At 44.9% G+C, this 13,353-nt stretch carries 12 protein-coding genes, 1 tRNA gene and 1 riboswitch; of the genes, 11 read left to right on the top strand and 2 right to left on the bottom strand.

Annotation, left to right across the window (positions count from 1 at the left end):
- Nucleotides 1-65: 65 nt before the first annotated feature.
- Nucleotides 66-1,928, top strand: a complete 1,863-nt coding sequence (locus HMPREF2596_RS05525) for a Pycsar system effector family protein (RefSeq protein WP_070850144.1) — start codon at nucleotides 66-68, stop codon at nucleotides 1,926-1,928.
- 139 nt (nucleotides 1,929-2,067) lie between these two features.
- Here the strand turns inward: HMPREF2596_RS05525 and HMPREF2596_RS05520 are convergent, their stop codons facing one another.
- On the bottom strand, nucleotides 2,068-2,667 hold the full coding sequence (locus tag HMPREF2596_RS05520; RefSeq protein ID WP_070850143.1) for a CDP-alcohol phosphatidyltransferase family protein: 600 nt from the start codon (nucleotides 2,665-2,667) through the stop codon (nucleotides 2,068-2,070).
- Between the two features lie 70 nt (nucleotides 2,668-2,737).
- A riboswitch (PreQ1 riboswitch) is annotated at nucleotides 2,738-2,783 on the top strand.
- A gap of 3 nt (nucleotides 2,784-2,786) precedes the next feature.
- On the opposite strand from HMPREF2596_RS05520, the gene queC reads away from it, so the two are divergent.
- Nucleotides 2,787-3,446 carry a 7-cyano-7-deazaguanine synthase QueC gene (queC, locus tag HMPREF2596_RS05515; protein WP_070850141.1) on the top strand — a complete coding sequence of 220 codons (660 nt, stop codon included), beginning with the start codon at nucleotides 2,787-2,789 and terminating at the stop codon, nucleotides 3,444-3,446.
- Nucleotides 3,447-3,541: 95 nt separating this feature from the next.
- Here queC and HMPREF2596_RS05510 read toward each other — a convergent pair whose 3' ends face one another.
- On the bottom strand, nucleotides 3,542-4,603 hold the full coding sequence (locus HMPREF2596_RS05510; RefSeq protein WP_070850139.1) for a L,D-transpeptidase: 1,062 nt from the start codon (nucleotides 4,601-4,603) through the stop codon (nucleotides 3,542-3,544).
- A 139-nt stretch (nucleotides 4,604-4,742) separates the two neighbouring features.
- Between HMPREF2596_RS05510 and rlmD the strand changes: the two genes are divergently transcribed.
- The 9 genes from rlmD to HMPREF2596_RS05460 all read left to right on the top strand — a co-directional run bounded on the left by rlmD (nucleotide 4,743) and on the right by HMPREF2596_RS05460 (nucleotide 13,305).
- The gene (rlmD, locus tag HMPREF2596_RS05505; protein WP_070850137.1) at nucleotides 4,743-6,068 is read left to right on the top strand and encodes a 23S rRNA (uracil(1939)-C(5))-methyltransferase RlmD; all 1,326 of its coding nucleotides are present in this window, start codon (nucleotides 4,743-4,745) and stop codon (nucleotides 6,066-6,068) included.
- A gap of 124 nt (nucleotides 6,069-6,192) precedes the next feature.
- Complete coding sequence (locus tag HMPREF2596_RS05500) at nucleotides 6,193-7,680, top strand: 23S rRNA methyltransferase (protein ID WP_070850136.1); 1,488 nt, start codon at nucleotides 6,193-6,195, stop codon at nucleotides 7,678-7,680.
- Between the two features lie 23 nt (nucleotides 7,681-7,703).
- Complete coding sequence (locus tag HMPREF2596_RS05495; RefSeq protein WP_070850134.1) at nucleotides 7,704-8,807, top strand: response regulator; 1,104 nt, start codon at nucleotides 7,704-7,706, stop codon at nucleotides 8,805-8,807.
- Between the two features lie 10 nt (nucleotides 8,808-8,817).
- On the top strand, nucleotides 8,818-9,354 hold the full coding sequence (locus HMPREF2596_RS05490) for a GTP-binding protein (RefSeq protein ID WP_003748733.1): 537 nt from the start codon (nucleotides 8,818-8,820) through the stop codon (nucleotides 9,352-9,354).
- A 1-nt stretch (nucleotide 9,355) separates the two neighbouring features.
- Nucleotides 9,356-9,997, top strand: coding sequence for a hypothetical protein (locus HMPREF2596_RS05485; protein WP_003748732.1), 642 nt, complete (start codon nucleotides 9,356-9,358; stop codon nucleotides 9,995-9,997).
- 39 nt (nucleotides 9,998-10,036) lie between these two features.
- The gene (locus tag HMPREF2596_RS05480; protein ID WP_003679682.1) at nucleotides 10,037-10,396 is read left to right on the top strand and encodes a roadblock/LC7 domain-containing protein; all 360 of its coding nucleotides are present in this window, start codon (nucleotides 10,037-10,039) and stop codon (nucleotides 10,394-10,396) included.
- Nucleotides 10,397-10,494: 98 nt separating this feature from the next.
- Nucleotides 10,495-10,570: transfer RNA gene (locus HMPREF2596_RS05475), tRNA-Asn, on the top strand.
- A gap of 245 nt (nucleotides 10,571-10,815) precedes the next feature.
- The gene (locus HMPREF2596_RS05470; RefSeq protein WP_070850132.1) at nucleotides 10,816-11,211 is read left to right on the top strand and encodes a hypothetical protein; all 396 of its coding nucleotides are present in this window, start codon (nucleotides 10,816-10,818) and stop codon (nucleotides 11,209-11,211) included.
- A gap of 534 nt (nucleotides 11,212-11,745) precedes the next feature.
- Nucleotides 11,746-13,305, top strand: coding sequence for a TerC family protein (locus HMPREF2596_RS05460; RefSeq protein WP_049323927.1), 1,560 nt, complete (start codon nucleotides 11,746-11,748; stop codon nucleotides 13,303-13,305).
- Nucleotides 13,306-13,353 lie beyond the last annotated feature (48 nt).

Genomic DNA, 13,353 nt, shown 5'->3' with positions numbered 1-13,353 from the left:
AAATGAACTAAATATGTTTTTTATTTTCCATTTAATTCAAAGTGTTTGATGTTGGGAATCATGATATGGATTTGAATGATTGGAAGGAGAATGGCCGGCCGAAGCAGATGGGCGACCAAGGCAAACCTTTAAACGACGGTGTATCTGCCGATTCCCAACAGGACGTTGATTTTTGGGATCGCAATCGAAACAATACTGTTGAAAACGAAGTTGAGGTTGCGGCTGAAACGGTAGAAATTCAGGAGGCGGTAGAAGATCAGGAAGCAGTTGAACATCCTGAGATGCCGTCTGAAAAAAGTGAAAAGAAAGCCAAACGCAAAAAAGACAAGGCGAAAAAGAAAAAAAATAAAGCCGAGGATTTGAATGTGCCTGATTTGTTAGGTACGAATAAGGGCGTGGAAACCATGTTCCGCAACGCTGTACGCTCGGAGATGGAATTGTTGGCGCTGGCGGCAACCAAAGCGAATATTATGATTTCGTTGAATGGTTTTATCGTGTCTGCACTGATGATTTCGGGTGCGTTTATTTTTTCATCGTCGCCCGAATTTTTGATTCCGGCCAGTACGTTTATGATTACTGCCGCCGCGTCTATCGTGTTTGCATTGCTTTCTGCTTCGCCGGAACGTATCGGCAAAATGCAGGCGGCGCGGACATGGTTTAAGGATTTTATCCGCGGCCGTTCTAAGCTGCGGGATTTGAAAACCCGCCTCAGTAGTACCGAAACGCGCTTTTTTGGCGGCAGCCAACCCAATATTTTGATTTATGAGGACCGTGTGAAACTGCAAAAAGATCAATATTGGGAAATGATGCAGGAGATTATGGGCGACCGTAAACAAATCTATGAAAAGATGAGCGACCATCTTTATTGGCTTGGTTTGTTGGCGGACAAACAGTTCAAATACATCAATTTGTCTTACGCGGTATTCCGCTGGGGCTTGCTGGCTTCACTGGTGGCATTTATCGGCGTGAAAACATTGCCGTCATTGCTGATACCGCCGGCCAACAATGCGGCAGAGCTGCGTTCGATGGGAATCAATATGTTTAACGGTGTGTACGAGCCTTCCGCCGTACAACAGCTTCCGGACGGGAATTTGCTGATTGCGGAAGACGAACCCAACCATGCGTTCAGTATTGTCAGCATTGATAAAACGGGCAGGTTTGTGGAAGACGAGGCATTGGATACGCGCGTGATTACCGGTTTCAAACGCCGTCTCAGTGACTTGGAGGCTTTGGCGTGCGACGATGAAGGCTTTATCTACGCGCTGACTTCACATTCGCGCACCCGTAAAGGCAACCGTTCGCCCGACCGCGAACACCTGATGCGCTTTAAAATCCAAGACGGCAATGTGTTGGGGCTGACCAGCTACGACAATCTGACGCAAGTTTTGGAAACCGATCACAAGCTGCATGATTTGATTCGCGAGCGAACTAAGGCTGAGGTTTCTTTTGAAGAAATCAATATTGAGGGCATGGCGTTTGATCCAGTGAAAAAACGTCTCGTTTTGGGCTTCCGTGATCCTGAGTTCAACAACATGGCTTTGGTCGCGTTTATCAGCAATCCGAAAGATGTATTTGAGCACAATGCCAAGCCTGAGTTTGATGAAGTGGCCGTGATTGATATTGATGGTGGAGGTATCCGTTCCCTCAACTATGATCCTGTGTTGAAAACCTACGTAATTGCCAATGAAGTGAAGGATGAGAATGGACAGAAATTCTCGCAACTGTGGACTTGGAGCGGTAACCCGACCGATGAGCCGCAAAAAATCTCTCTGCCTAATCTGCAACACATCACCAACGTTGAAGCCGTCGATTCGATTACCGTTAACGGCAAGCCACAGATGATTTTGATGGGCGACGAAGGCAATGCTTCGCAGAAAATTACTGCCAAGTATATGTTGGTAGATTACAGTCAACTGGGTAAACAGTAAGTTATCTTGGCTGCTGAATAAAAGGCCGTCTGAAACCGATAGTTTATGGTTTCAGACGGCCTTCTTGTTTTCAGTAAAACAGGTTGATGGGTTTGAATACTCTAATCAATGATGATAAACCCAAGAACGTGGATAAATTTCAGACGGTCTTCAAGCCATTGATGACACGTTTGTAGCAGGTATAAACCAGTGCCGCGCATGCCAGCCACATAAGGATATAGAAAGTCGAATGGAAGCTGCCGGCGATTGCATACCATACGGACAATGCGCCGATAAAGAATGCACGGTCGCTTTTGCCGAATGGCCCGTCATAACGTCGGCCGTTGCCATGAACTTGCCCCAAAACGCCGCAAAACTCAGTCATTGCCGCCAGCCAAATAAACAGGGCAATTTGCACACCGTCGAAGGGTGCGATAAAGGCAAAAGGCAGATACAAAGCAGCATCGGCAACAATATCGGTGATTTCATTCAAATAACCGCCCAATGCCGATTGTTGGCCGAACTCCCGTGCCAGCATACCGTCCATCGCATTCAGTGCCATACGGACAAACAACCAGATCGGTAAAAGCCAGAATAATGTGGATACACCTGCAAACAATGCTAAAAGCAAACCGATCAAAATGGAAACGGCGCAGGCAGACAGGGTAACCTGATTGGCAGTAATGCCTTTTTGATACAGTCTCTTAACAATGGGGCGCAACAGGTTTTGGAATTTTGGTTTCAGGGCGTAGATGCTCATGATTATGCTATATAAAGAAAATGAAGTGCCGTGATTATAGACGAAATCCGTTATAATCCGTCAATCTTCGAATCACGCGGTTCGCAAACCTCCCGCGTTAACAAAACTAGGAATTTACAATGGAAAAACAGCAAGCCCTCGTTATTTTTTCGGGCGGGCAGGATTCAACAACCTGCCTGATTCAGGCAATTCAAACCTATGGCCGTGAAAATGTGCAGGCCATCACTTTTCAATATGGGCAACGCCACGCCATCGAATTGGAGCGCGCGCGTTGGATTGCCCAAGATTTAGGCGTGAAGCAGACCGTACTCGATTTGAGCCTGATGCAACAGATTACGCATAACGCGTTGATGGATGATACAGCGTCCATTGAAACGGCTTCAGACGGCCTGCCCAATACATTTGTAGATGGGCGCAATGCTTTGTTTTTGCTTTATGCCGCCATTTACGCCAAAGGGCAGGGGATACGCCATATCATTGCCGGCGTGTGCGAAACCGATTTTTCGGGTTATCCCGACTGTCGCGATGTGTTCGTCAAGTCGATGAATGTTACGCTGAATCTGGCTATGGATTACGCTTTTCAAATCCACACGCCCTTGATGTATTTAACCAAAGCGCAAACTTGGGCATTGGCGGATGAAATGGGTATGTTGGATTATATTCGCGAGCATACGCATACTTGTTATAACGGCGTGGTCGGCGGTTGTCATGAATGCCCGAGCTGTATTTTGCGCGAGCGCGGCTTGTCAGAATATTTGGAAAGCAAAAAGGCCGTCTGAATTAAGAGGGGCATCTATTTCCAATATCCAGTAATACGAAAAGGCCGTCTGAACAATTCGTTTCAGACGGCCTTTGGTTATGTGTTTTGTTCTGCTTAGAACAGCAAATCTTCCGGTTCGCTGCTTGCCGGAGCCTCTTTCACAGGCGCAGAGGCAGGGGCAGTAGCCGGTTCGGAAGCGGCTTTAGGCGCTGAAGCAGGCGTCTCGGCCGGAGTGGTTGCCGGTTTGGCAGCCGGTTTTGCCGGTTTCACCGGAGTCGGACGAACGCTTTGTTTCGGTTCGGATGCTGCCTTGTTTGTATCGTCGGTAGCATCGACTTCGATTTCGGTGCCTTGAGGCAATACCACATCTTTAGCAGGAGCCGGTTTCGGCATGACTTTTGGTTTGCTGTAAGCATCCGTGCCGCTGGTCCATGCCAAAGATTTTAAAGGCGATTTGAGTTTCACGCCTTTGGCGCAGGTCAGACAGTTTGCCGCGCCGGTGCGTCCTTTCAGGATTGCATCCACACGTGTGGCAGGAATGGTTTTGCCGTGCGCTTTTGCCCAAGCGGCAATGCTTTTTTTCAGGGCAGCCGTATCAAGGTTTTTCTTGTCGTATGGGTCACGATAGGCAGCCAGCCACAAGTTTTGGTTGGCATCTTCGTTCAGGCTTGCCATTTGGTAGATAACGGAGGCAGGAGCACCTGTTGCGATGGTTTTGGCAAATTCCAATGCGTCAGGCGATTTCATGCGCACGCAACCATGGCTGCGGACGCCGGGCACGCTGGCAGGGGCATTGGTGCCGTGAATGCCCAGGCTCAATTTAGGGTCGCCAAGACGGACAAATACCGGACCCAGCGGATTATTCGGGCCGGCCGGTACGCTTTTTACGCCGTCATTGCGTTCTTTTTGGATGGATTTAGGGATGTGCCAAACCGGGTTGTAGGCTTTGGCGCCGATTTTGTGTTCACCCAGAGTGGTTTGGGTCATGGCTTTGCCGACGGCAACAGGATAAATTTTGCTCAGTTTGCCGTTGTCGTAGAGGAATAGACGCTGTTGCGTAATATTGATAACGACGTGTTGTCCGGAAGAGGCGGGAGAGACGTCTGGAATAAGTGTGTTTGCAGCAGCGGCCGAGGTCAGAAGAGCGGCTGTCAGGCCAAGGAATAATTTTTTCATGTCGTCTTTTTTTGTAGGGATTGAAATGAAAGTTTTTGGCGCATGATACCTGAAACTCTGTGTTTTTGTGAGAAAATATGTGCTTTCGGTATTGGAAGACAGTCAGACGGCCGGTAAGCGGCTGTCTGACGGAAACGGTATGAGTGTGAAAGAACGGTATCAAGAGGCGGAAGTTTTTTCTTTGGATTATGAGGGAAGGGGTGTTGCCAGAGTCGATGGGAAGACTGTATTCATCGGCGGTGCGCTGCCCGGAGAGCGTGTAACGTTTGCCATTCATAAAGAAAAAAAGCAGTTTGCAGAAGCTCAGGTCGAAATGGTTTTAAAACCTTCTTCCGAACGCGTTGAACCCGCTTGTTGCTATTTTGATACATGTGGCGGCTGTTCGCTCCAACATGTTTCCTTTGGTGCGCAAGTTGCATTAAAGCAACGGATTTTGGAAGAACAGTTGGAACGGATAGGTAAGGTCAAGCCGGAGATAATTTTGCCTCCTTTATATGGTTTCTCCTGGTATTATCGCGATAGGGCACGTTTAAGTGTTGCAGTGGATAAAAAAGGCCGTCTGAAACTCGGTTTTCAGGCTAAAAAAAGCCATGATGTCGTCAATATCTGCCATTGTTCTATTTTGCCTAAACATGTTTCCGATAAATTGCCTGATGTCCGAAATTTGCTGCAAAAACTGCATGATGACGGTGTAAAAGTGAAATTTGTTGAGTTTTATTGCGGGAGAAATGTAACCGTACTCAACATTCGTTTCGTAAATCAACCGTTTGGACAAATATTAAGCGAATTGCGTAATTGGTTTGATAAGATATTGTCGGGTGCTGAAAAAGCATGGCAAATATGGCTGCAGGATCATGCCGAGTCCTTGCCGTTTTATCCCGAGAATGTGCCTGCTCTGAACTATAATTTTGCTCAGTTTGATGTAGAAATGCCTTACAAGCCGGGTGATTTTACGCAGATTAATGCGCAATTAAACGAAGTGATGGTGGCAAGGGCGGTCAGGCTTTTAAACCCTCAAAAAGGGGAGAGGATTGCCGATTTGTTTTGCGGTTTGGGCAATTTCAGTTTGCCGCTGGCGAAAAGTGGCGCATCGGTTGTCGGTATTGAAGGCGCCGATTATTTGGTAGATAGGGCAAGGGAAAATGCCCGCCTGAATCGTTGTGCCGAGAATATGACGTTTTCTGTTGCCGACTTGTTCGATACCGATGAAAAGACTGTTGAGTCGTGGGGAAAATTTGACAAGATGTTGCTGGATCCGCCGAGAAGCGGGGCTTATGCTGTTGTCAAATCACTACACAAACCGTTTTTGCCTCAGAAGATAGTATATGTTTCATGCAATCCATCAACATTTGCACGGGATGCCGGTGTCTTGGTGGATAAGGGCTATAAGTTTAAGGCGGCAGGAATCATGAATATGTTTGCACAAACCTCGCATGTTGAATCCATCGGTGTGTTTGAGTTGTAAATTGGTATCAAGTCCTTTATGTGAGTAGGGTTTTTAATGTAAAAATGAGTGCATTCATGTTATCATCATTCGTTTGGGGAATTCATAATGTTGAAGTTGCGTGTAAAGCAACAGATGTTAATAAATGCAGTTTGCAGCACAAGACCGGGAGGTGTTCTTGAACTATCAACTTTTAACTATTTTTTTGCTGGTGCTTTTTTTGCTGGTGTTGTTTTTTGTTCGTCATAAACAAAGTAGCGAACAAAGAGGCAACTCAGGCAAACAAAGCGCACATGCATCAAAAGGCGGCCATAAATCTGCCGCTCATACAGCCTCCTCTGAGGATGGAAACGACTGGATTGAGAAAGTCAACCAGACAGTTTCCAATGCAGATAATCAAGATTGGGAATGGGGCGGAAGCGGCTCAAGCAATGCTACGGCTTCTGTTTCTGCACAAGAAGTCGATCCATTGACCGAATACCAGGTTTATAAACAGTTCGGTTATGAGAGTAAGGCTGCAGAGTCTTTGGCCGGTTATCTCAATACTTTGGAAGACGGTGCACCGGAAAAACTGGTTCATGAATTAATCGGTTTGAATCTGCGCGTCGGCAATATCGATATGTTGGCAGATACGCTTGAGCGCCATAGTGCTTCCCTTTCTGAAGACAGCGTAGCCGAATACTTGAAAGCCGGTTTGGCTTTAGATTCAACCAACCTGCGCTTGCGCGTTTTTGCCGAACATCATCTCGGTTGGAATATGCAGGAAGTGGATCGTCAAATTGGCGAACAAAGCGGTTTGGAAGTTGCTTCCGACGAGCATATTGTCTTTGAAAACGATTCGGCCGAACGTATTGTCGTGCCAGGTATGGGCAAACGCGCGCCTATCGTATTAGGCAAGAAAGACTTTGGCGAAATCAGCCCTGAAGAGATGGGCGCGGTGATTGGTTTTGCCAAGCCGGAGCGCAGTGCAAAAATCCTGAAAGACAAAATTAGTTACGAGACTGCTTTGCATCAATACAACAAAGCAATCCAAACTTCTGCGAAACCTGCTGGTCTCATTATCGATGCCTTGCGTCTGGATTATCAGAATGAAGAAGTAGGGCAGTTTGCCAAGCATCTGTGGAAGCTTTACCACTCTTTGGGCCAATATGGCCGTCAAGTAAAAGAACGTATGCTTGGTTGGGGTTATAGCCTTGGTTATCACGAAATTTTTGATGATTTGGAAAAAGGGCCGTCTGAACAGCAAATTAAAGAGATTGGTTTGAAGCGCGGTTATATTCAGCCAAGTTCTTTGCAGATGAAAGCCAAATATCGCGATTTGGTTCAAAAAGATTCTTCTGTCATCAGCGCAAGCTCTTCACCTGCCGATGAAGCTCTGAAAGAAGTGGAATCTCTGTTGGCCTACGGTCAGTTGGATTTGGCTATCAGCACTCTGGAACAAGCTGTTTTGCAGTATCCTCAAGAATCGCAGCTGTACATCATCTTGTTTGATTTGTACGAACGCGTCGAAGACTGGGGACGTTTGGAGCAATTCCTGCGCTTGTTGCGCGAGCGTGTTGTCAGCCTGCCTGAAGAGGTTGTCTTGGCAATGAGCCGTCTCTTGCAACGAATGAACCAATATTCAAAAAAATAAGATAATCGTAGAAAGTACGAGTAATGAATAATCATTTACCAAAAATTAAAACCATACGGGTTATGTTACAGGAGATGGGTGAGCAACAGCAGGCGGTATTCCGTATGGCATTTAAAATGCACAATACGACGAATTACGTCATCGTTTCTCCTGGTTCTGATGAAAAGCCGGATTTGGTATTGGTTGATACCGATACTCCGGAAGGTGTAGAAGCTTGGAAAGAGTCGAAGAAAACTTATCCGGAAGTACCTGTGGCGATGTTTTCTTCTGAATTGCCAACCGTAACGACTCCTTATTTGGCCAAGCCGGTTAAATTCGATACCTTGTTTCCTGTTTTGCGCAGCCTGGCTCAGGGCGGGAATGTTTTTGAGCCGTCTGAACAACAAGCGGCTGAAGAGAATAAAGGACAATCAAATTCCGATGGCGCAAGAAAAGCCACCATTCGCCGATTTAATCCAAATAAAGGCTTGTTGGGTGCGCTGAAATTTGCCAGTCAAGGACACCAAGATATTGCCGTCTTGCATGAAGGCAAGCCGATATTGATCGTGTTTCCCAGTATTCAACGTGTGCTGCTGACAGTCAGTGCCAATGAGCTGGAGAAATTGTGTAAAAACGATAACTTGGCAGTTGTGTGTAAGGCTGTTCCTGATAATCCGCAATGGAAAGAAAAAGCCAAAGTCACCATTATGTCATGCTTGTGGCAGATGGCTATTTGGACTGCATCAGGCCGTCTGATTTATCCGATGACGCCGCAAACTGTCTTTACGCTCAAGCGTTGGCCAAACTTAACCCGTTTGGCGCATGTTCCGGAATCTATGCGTCTGTCGGCATTTCTGACGAAAACATCCGTTAATCTGAATGTTCTCTATAAAGTCATGCCATTAGAGATGCCTGATATTTTGAATTATTTATCGGCAACATATATAACAGGCTTTTTGGCGACAGATACAGAGTTTGCAACAGATGCGAACAATACGCCTTCCTTGAATGAACAGATTGATGTGAATAGCAAAGACGTACCTGAAACAGCAATGAGCAAAGAGGCTCAGAAAGTTGCCGGTCCGTCTAAAGAACAACCTCGCGGCCTGTTGCAACGCCTGATGCGTAAGTTGCTGGGTAAATCGTAAAGGACACGTCATGAAAGAAAATAAAATTATCTTTACCGGTCCTGTCGGCGTAGGTAAAACCACTGCAATTTCAGCTTTATCTGATGAACCGCCGGTTCAAACCGATGCATCCGCATCCGATATGACACTTGTCCGCAAGGGGTACACGACTGTGGCAATGGACTACGGTGTCATTCATTTGGATGAGGAAACCAAGGTTCACCTTTACGGCACGCCTGGTCAGGAGCGTTTTAATTTTATGTGGGAAATTCTGAGCCAAGGCAGTATGGGCTTAGTGCTTCTTTTAGATAATACAAGAAGCAACCCATTGAAAGACTTGCAATTCTTCTTGGATGCGTTCCGCGAGTTGCTGAAAAAAGCGCCTTTGGTTGTAGGGGTAACGAAGATGGATATCCGCTCCTTGCCAAGCGTAGATGTTTATCAAAAATATTTAGCACAGAATAATTTTAATGTACCGGTTTTTGAGATTGATGCACGTCGAGAAGACGATGTAAAACAATTGGTTACTGCCATGTTGTTCTCAATTGACCCCGGATTAGAGGTATAAGATGGAAGCGACACTCTCTTTACAATCAAATTTATATCCTAAGATTACACCGGCAGGTGCGTATTATGCCGTTTCAAGTGATACGCCCAGCGCCAGCAGAACTTTATTGTATGGTTTGTTGCGCGCAGAGCCGTCTGAAACCATCAGTAGTGAAAAACTTTTGGCGTGGGCAGACACCAGCGATATCAATACCGCTTTAAACTTGTTATATCGCCTCCAACGCTTGGAGTTTTTGTACGGTGATGAGGAAATCAGCACAGAGGACATCCATCTGACTGACGAACAATTACCGACATTATTGGAACAGTTGTCTAATTCTGGCAAAGCTTTATTGGCTGATGAAAACGGTTTGTATTTTGCCAATGCCAATTTCCATCATGAGGCAGCAGAAGAATTGGGCCTTTTGGCGAGCGAAGTGGCCAAAATGGAAGACAATCACCGTCTTTTGATTCGCAATAACCTGCATATCAATAATAGCGCATGGGGTATTTGCGATCCTTCAGGCCAAAGTGAATTGACCTTTTTCCCACTGTATATTGGCATGACCAAACTGATTTTGGTAATTGGCGGAATGCCTGATTTAAATAAAGAGGCTTTTGTTACTTTGGTTAAAGTGCTGTACCACCGATACGGCAGCCGTTGATTTTTGCCTGACCGATATTTATTTTAGAATGGAGCGACTATGCAACAACTATTGATCTCTGTATTAAGCGATTTGAACAATACCTCTGCGGATATCACTGCTTCTGCAGTTATTTCTACAGACGGCCTGCCGATCGCAACCATGCTGCCTTCGCATTTGAATGCAGACCGTGTAGGTGCGATGTCGGCAACGCTTTTGGCATTGGGTAATCGTTCCGTACACGAGTTGGCTTGCGGTGAGTTGGATCAGGTAATGGTTAAAGGTAAAAATGGCTATATTCTGCTGAGTCAGGCAGGTGAAAATGCAGTGTTGGCATTGATGGCAAAAGAAAGCGGTAAATTGGGTTTGATTTTGTTGGATGCGAAACGTGCGGCCAAACAAATTGCTGAAATCTTATAAAAGTTTTATAAATTAAAAAGATATAAAAATATTTTTGTTTTTATATAGATTGTTGCTTGACAGGTTTCTGATATTTTCTATATAATCTCATTTTTAATTCCCCGATAGCTCAGTCGGTAGAGCGACGGACTGTTAATCCGCAGGTCCCTGGTTCGAGCCCAGGTCGGGGAGCCAGATTTGAAAACCACCATCTTGTATGGTGGTTTTTATTTTATCTATTGGTTAATATTTTAAGATATTTTGATGATAATTGATTAAATGATTACACTTAATTCATCAGCCTTTATAGGAACAAATCATCAAGGTTACATCACAACCATCCATGTGAAAAGTGGAAAAGACTTTTGGAGATCTATAAATCGTAGCAATCCAAAAGATAAAGCAATTTATGAAGTAAAATAATTTATGAAAGGTTAAAAATGATTTACTCAGCAAAGCTAAAAAAAATGGATGAAATAGTTGAGGAATTTGCATATTTTTCTATAGAAAATAACGATCTATATTGTTTCCTTGATTATTGTCCAATGGCTATTGAAGTAAATAAAGTTTACAATGTGGAACTTGACTATTTCATTATTGATAAGTTTATATTGGAAGAGGTTAATACAGATGAATCTGTTATTATTCCTTTTGAAAGAATAGGTGATAGTACACAATATAAGATAACAGGTAGGCTAGATGGCAATACATTTACAGCTGGAAATATTTGCTTTGAAGATGATGCTCTTCAATTAGAATATTCTTATTTAGATGGCAGATTAATTACTTTAACTGTATGGAGATTAAGTATATCCGTAATTTCTGAAAGAATATAATCGTTATATTTTCTAAGAAAATTATTGTCTATATAAACCGTGCCATCTGAAAATCTTAATTTCAGACGGCATTTTTTATTTTTCCGAGTAATACCACATGCCACTATATAGGCTGATGATTATTTTGATATAGCTGAAGACCTTTGCAAAATTCCCCAAAATCCCCCAAAATCCCCTAAATTCCTACCAAGACATTTAGGGGATTTCTCATGACCACCTTCTTCCAGCAAACCGCACAAACCATGATCACCAAATATATCGACCAATTCCTTTTGTTAACGCTGGAGAAAGTGATTTGTTGGCAGCTGTAGGCTGTTTTTAAAAGAAAATATGCTGTCAGACTTTGCCTTTCTTTCGTCAAACTGATAAACTGTTTGCCATTATTTTTGACCGGGGCATAAATTTTTCATGAAAGACGCAGAGCAGAGTAGTTGTTATACCGCTTCTTTCCCTTTATTTATGCCCGAAATTTGGCAGTCTGTCCGTTTTAAGCGGAACGGCTGCCTTTTTGTATTTTAAAGGAACGCAATCATTATGGATTTCAGTTGGTTGGCTGAGCCGCATACTTGGATAGGCTTTGCCACGCTTCTGGTTTTGGAAGTTGTTTTAGGTATTGATAACCTTGTTTTCGTAGCGATTTTGGCAAACAAGGTCAAACCGTCGCAACGGGATAGGGCGCGGATAACGGGCTTGGGTTTGGCTGTCGTTATTCGGATTTTCATGCTGGGCTTCATGGCGCACATCATGACGCTGACGCGCCCTTTGTTTGAACTGGGCGGCTTGGAGATTTCCGGCAAAGACATGATTATGTTTGCCGGCGGTATTTTCCTGCTTTATAAAGCGACTACCGAGCTGCACGAACGACTTGAAGGCCACAATCAATTTGCTGTTGCTGAAGGGCAGAAGAAGCATTCTTCCTTTTGGGGCGTTGTGGCGCAAATCTTGATTTTGGATGCGGTTTTTTCTATCGATTCTGTTATTACGGCAGTGGCGATGGTGGATCATATTGTGGTGGCAATGGGTGCAGTGGTTGTGGCAATGACGGTGATGATTTCCGCCAGCAAACTGTTGACCGCCTTTGTGGACAAGCATCCGACCGTAGTGATGCTGTGTTTGGGTTTCTTGTTGATGATTGGTTTCAGCCTGATTGCGGAAGCCTTCCATTTCCATATTCCGAAAGGCTATTTGTATGCGGCGATCGGCTTCTCGATTTTGATCGAACTGTTTAATCAGGTTTCGCAAAAGAATGCCCGCAAAAATGACTACATCAGTACTTCTTGGCGTAAGCGCACCGCTGAAAATGTGTTGGGCATGATGGGTATCCGCGAAAGCATTTTGGCAAAAGCAGGCGATAATGGCGGCGATGACGAGCATTTTGAAGAAAACGAAAAATCCATGATTCGCAGCGTGCTGACTTTGGCGGAGCGTCCGATTATGGGTGTGATGATTCCGCGTCGGGAAATCGAGAAATTGGATATTTCCCAAAGTCGGGAAGAACAAAATGCGCAGTTGAAAAATACGCCGTATAGCCGTTTGTTGGTTGTCGGTAAGGCAGGTGTAGATGAGCCTTTGGGCTATATCAGTAAAAAAGATTTGCTGAACCAGCTGCTTGAATCGGGAGAAATCAATATTCAGACGGCCTTGCGCCAGCCGTTGATTTTGCCGGACAGTACGACGGCGTTGAATGCGATTGAATTGTTCCGTCAAAGCAGCGCGGATTATGCCCTGGTGGTGGATGAGTTTGGTGCAGTGCTGGGTATGGTGACCATGAAAGATTTGTTGGAAACCATTGCCGGAGAATTCCCCGAAGAGTTTGAGCGTGAGGAAGAAGAAGCTGCTCCAGCCAGTCAGGATGAAACGCTTTCTGTGGATGGTGCATTGGAGTATGTGGAATTGGCTTCTCAATTGAATTTGCCTGCCCAAGAGGAAGATGCGGACTTTCATACCGTTGCCGGCTTGATTATGGAAGAGTTGCAAAGTATTCCTGATGTAGGCGATTTCATCGATTATCACGGCTGGCGTTTTGAAGTGGTTGAAAAAGACGGACAACGGATTGCCCGTGTGAAAATCAACCGTTTGCCGGAAGAAGAATAAGTGAAGGCTAATTAGTAAAGGCCGTCTGAAAATGTTCAGACGGCCTTT

The organism is Neisseria sp. HMSC078C12 (assembly GCF_001838065.1).
Taxonomy (GTDB): domain Bacteria; phylum Pseudomonadota; class Gammaproteobacteria; order Burkholderiales; family Neisseriaceae; genus Neisseria.
Note: the sequence above shows the minus strand (reverse complement) of the source record. Positions and strands in the feature narration are given on the sequence as shown.

What these genes read in the sequence shown, in the direction of transcription:
- HMPREF2596_RS05460 (WP_049323927.1), top strand. Translation starts at nt 11,746, where the DNA reads ATGGATTTCAGTTGGTTGGCTGAGCCGCATACTTGGATAGGCTTTGCC.
- HMPREF2596_RS05480 (WP_003679682.1), top strand. Translation starts at nt 10,037, where the DNA reads ATGCAACAACTATTGATCTCTGTATTAAGCGATTTGAACAATACCTCT.
- HMPREF2596_RS05520 (WP_070850143.1), bottom strand. Translation starts at nt 2,667, where the DNA reads ATGAGCATCTACGCCCTGAAACCAAAATTCCAAAACCTGTTGCGCCCC.
- queC (WP_070850141.1), top strand. Translation starts at nt 2,787, where the DNA reads ATGGAAAAACAGCAAGCCCTCGTTATTTTTTCGGGCGGGCAGGATTCA.
- HMPREF2596_RS05485 (WP_003748732.1), top strand. Translation starts at nt 9,356, where the DNA reads ATGGAAGCGACACTCTCTTTACAATCAAATTTATATCCTAAGATTACA.
- HMPREF2596_RS05470 (WP_070850132.1), top strand. Translation starts at nt 10,816, where the DNA reads ATGATTTACTCAGCAAAGCTAAAAAAAATGGATGAAATAGTTGAGGAA.
- rlmD (WP_070850137.1), top strand. Translation starts at nt 4,743, where the DNA reads ATGAGTGTGAAAGAACGGTATCAAGAGGCGGAAGTTTTTTCTTTGGAT.
- HMPREF2596_RS05490 (WP_003748733.1), top strand. Translation starts at nt 8,818, where the DNA reads ATGAAAGAAAATAAAATTATCTTTACCGGTCCTGTCGGCGTAGGTAAA.
- HMPREF2596_RS05510 (WP_070850139.1), bottom strand. Translation starts at nt 4,603, where the DNA reads ATGAAAAAATTATTCCTTGGCCTGACAGCCGCTCTTCTGACCTCGGCC.
- HMPREF2596_RS05525 (WP_070850144.1), top strand. Translation starts at nt 66, where the DNA reads ATGGATTTGAATGATTGGAAGGAGAATGGCCGGCCGAAGCAGATGGGC.
- HMPREF2596_RS05495 (WP_070850134.1), top strand. Translation starts at nt 7,704, where the DNA reads ATGAATAATCATTTACCAAAAATTAAAACCATACGGGTTATGTTACAG.
- HMPREF2596_RS05500 (WP_070850136.1), top strand. Translation starts at nt 6,193, where the DNA reads ATGCAGTTTGCAGCACAAGACCGGGAGGTGTTCTTGAACTATCAACTT.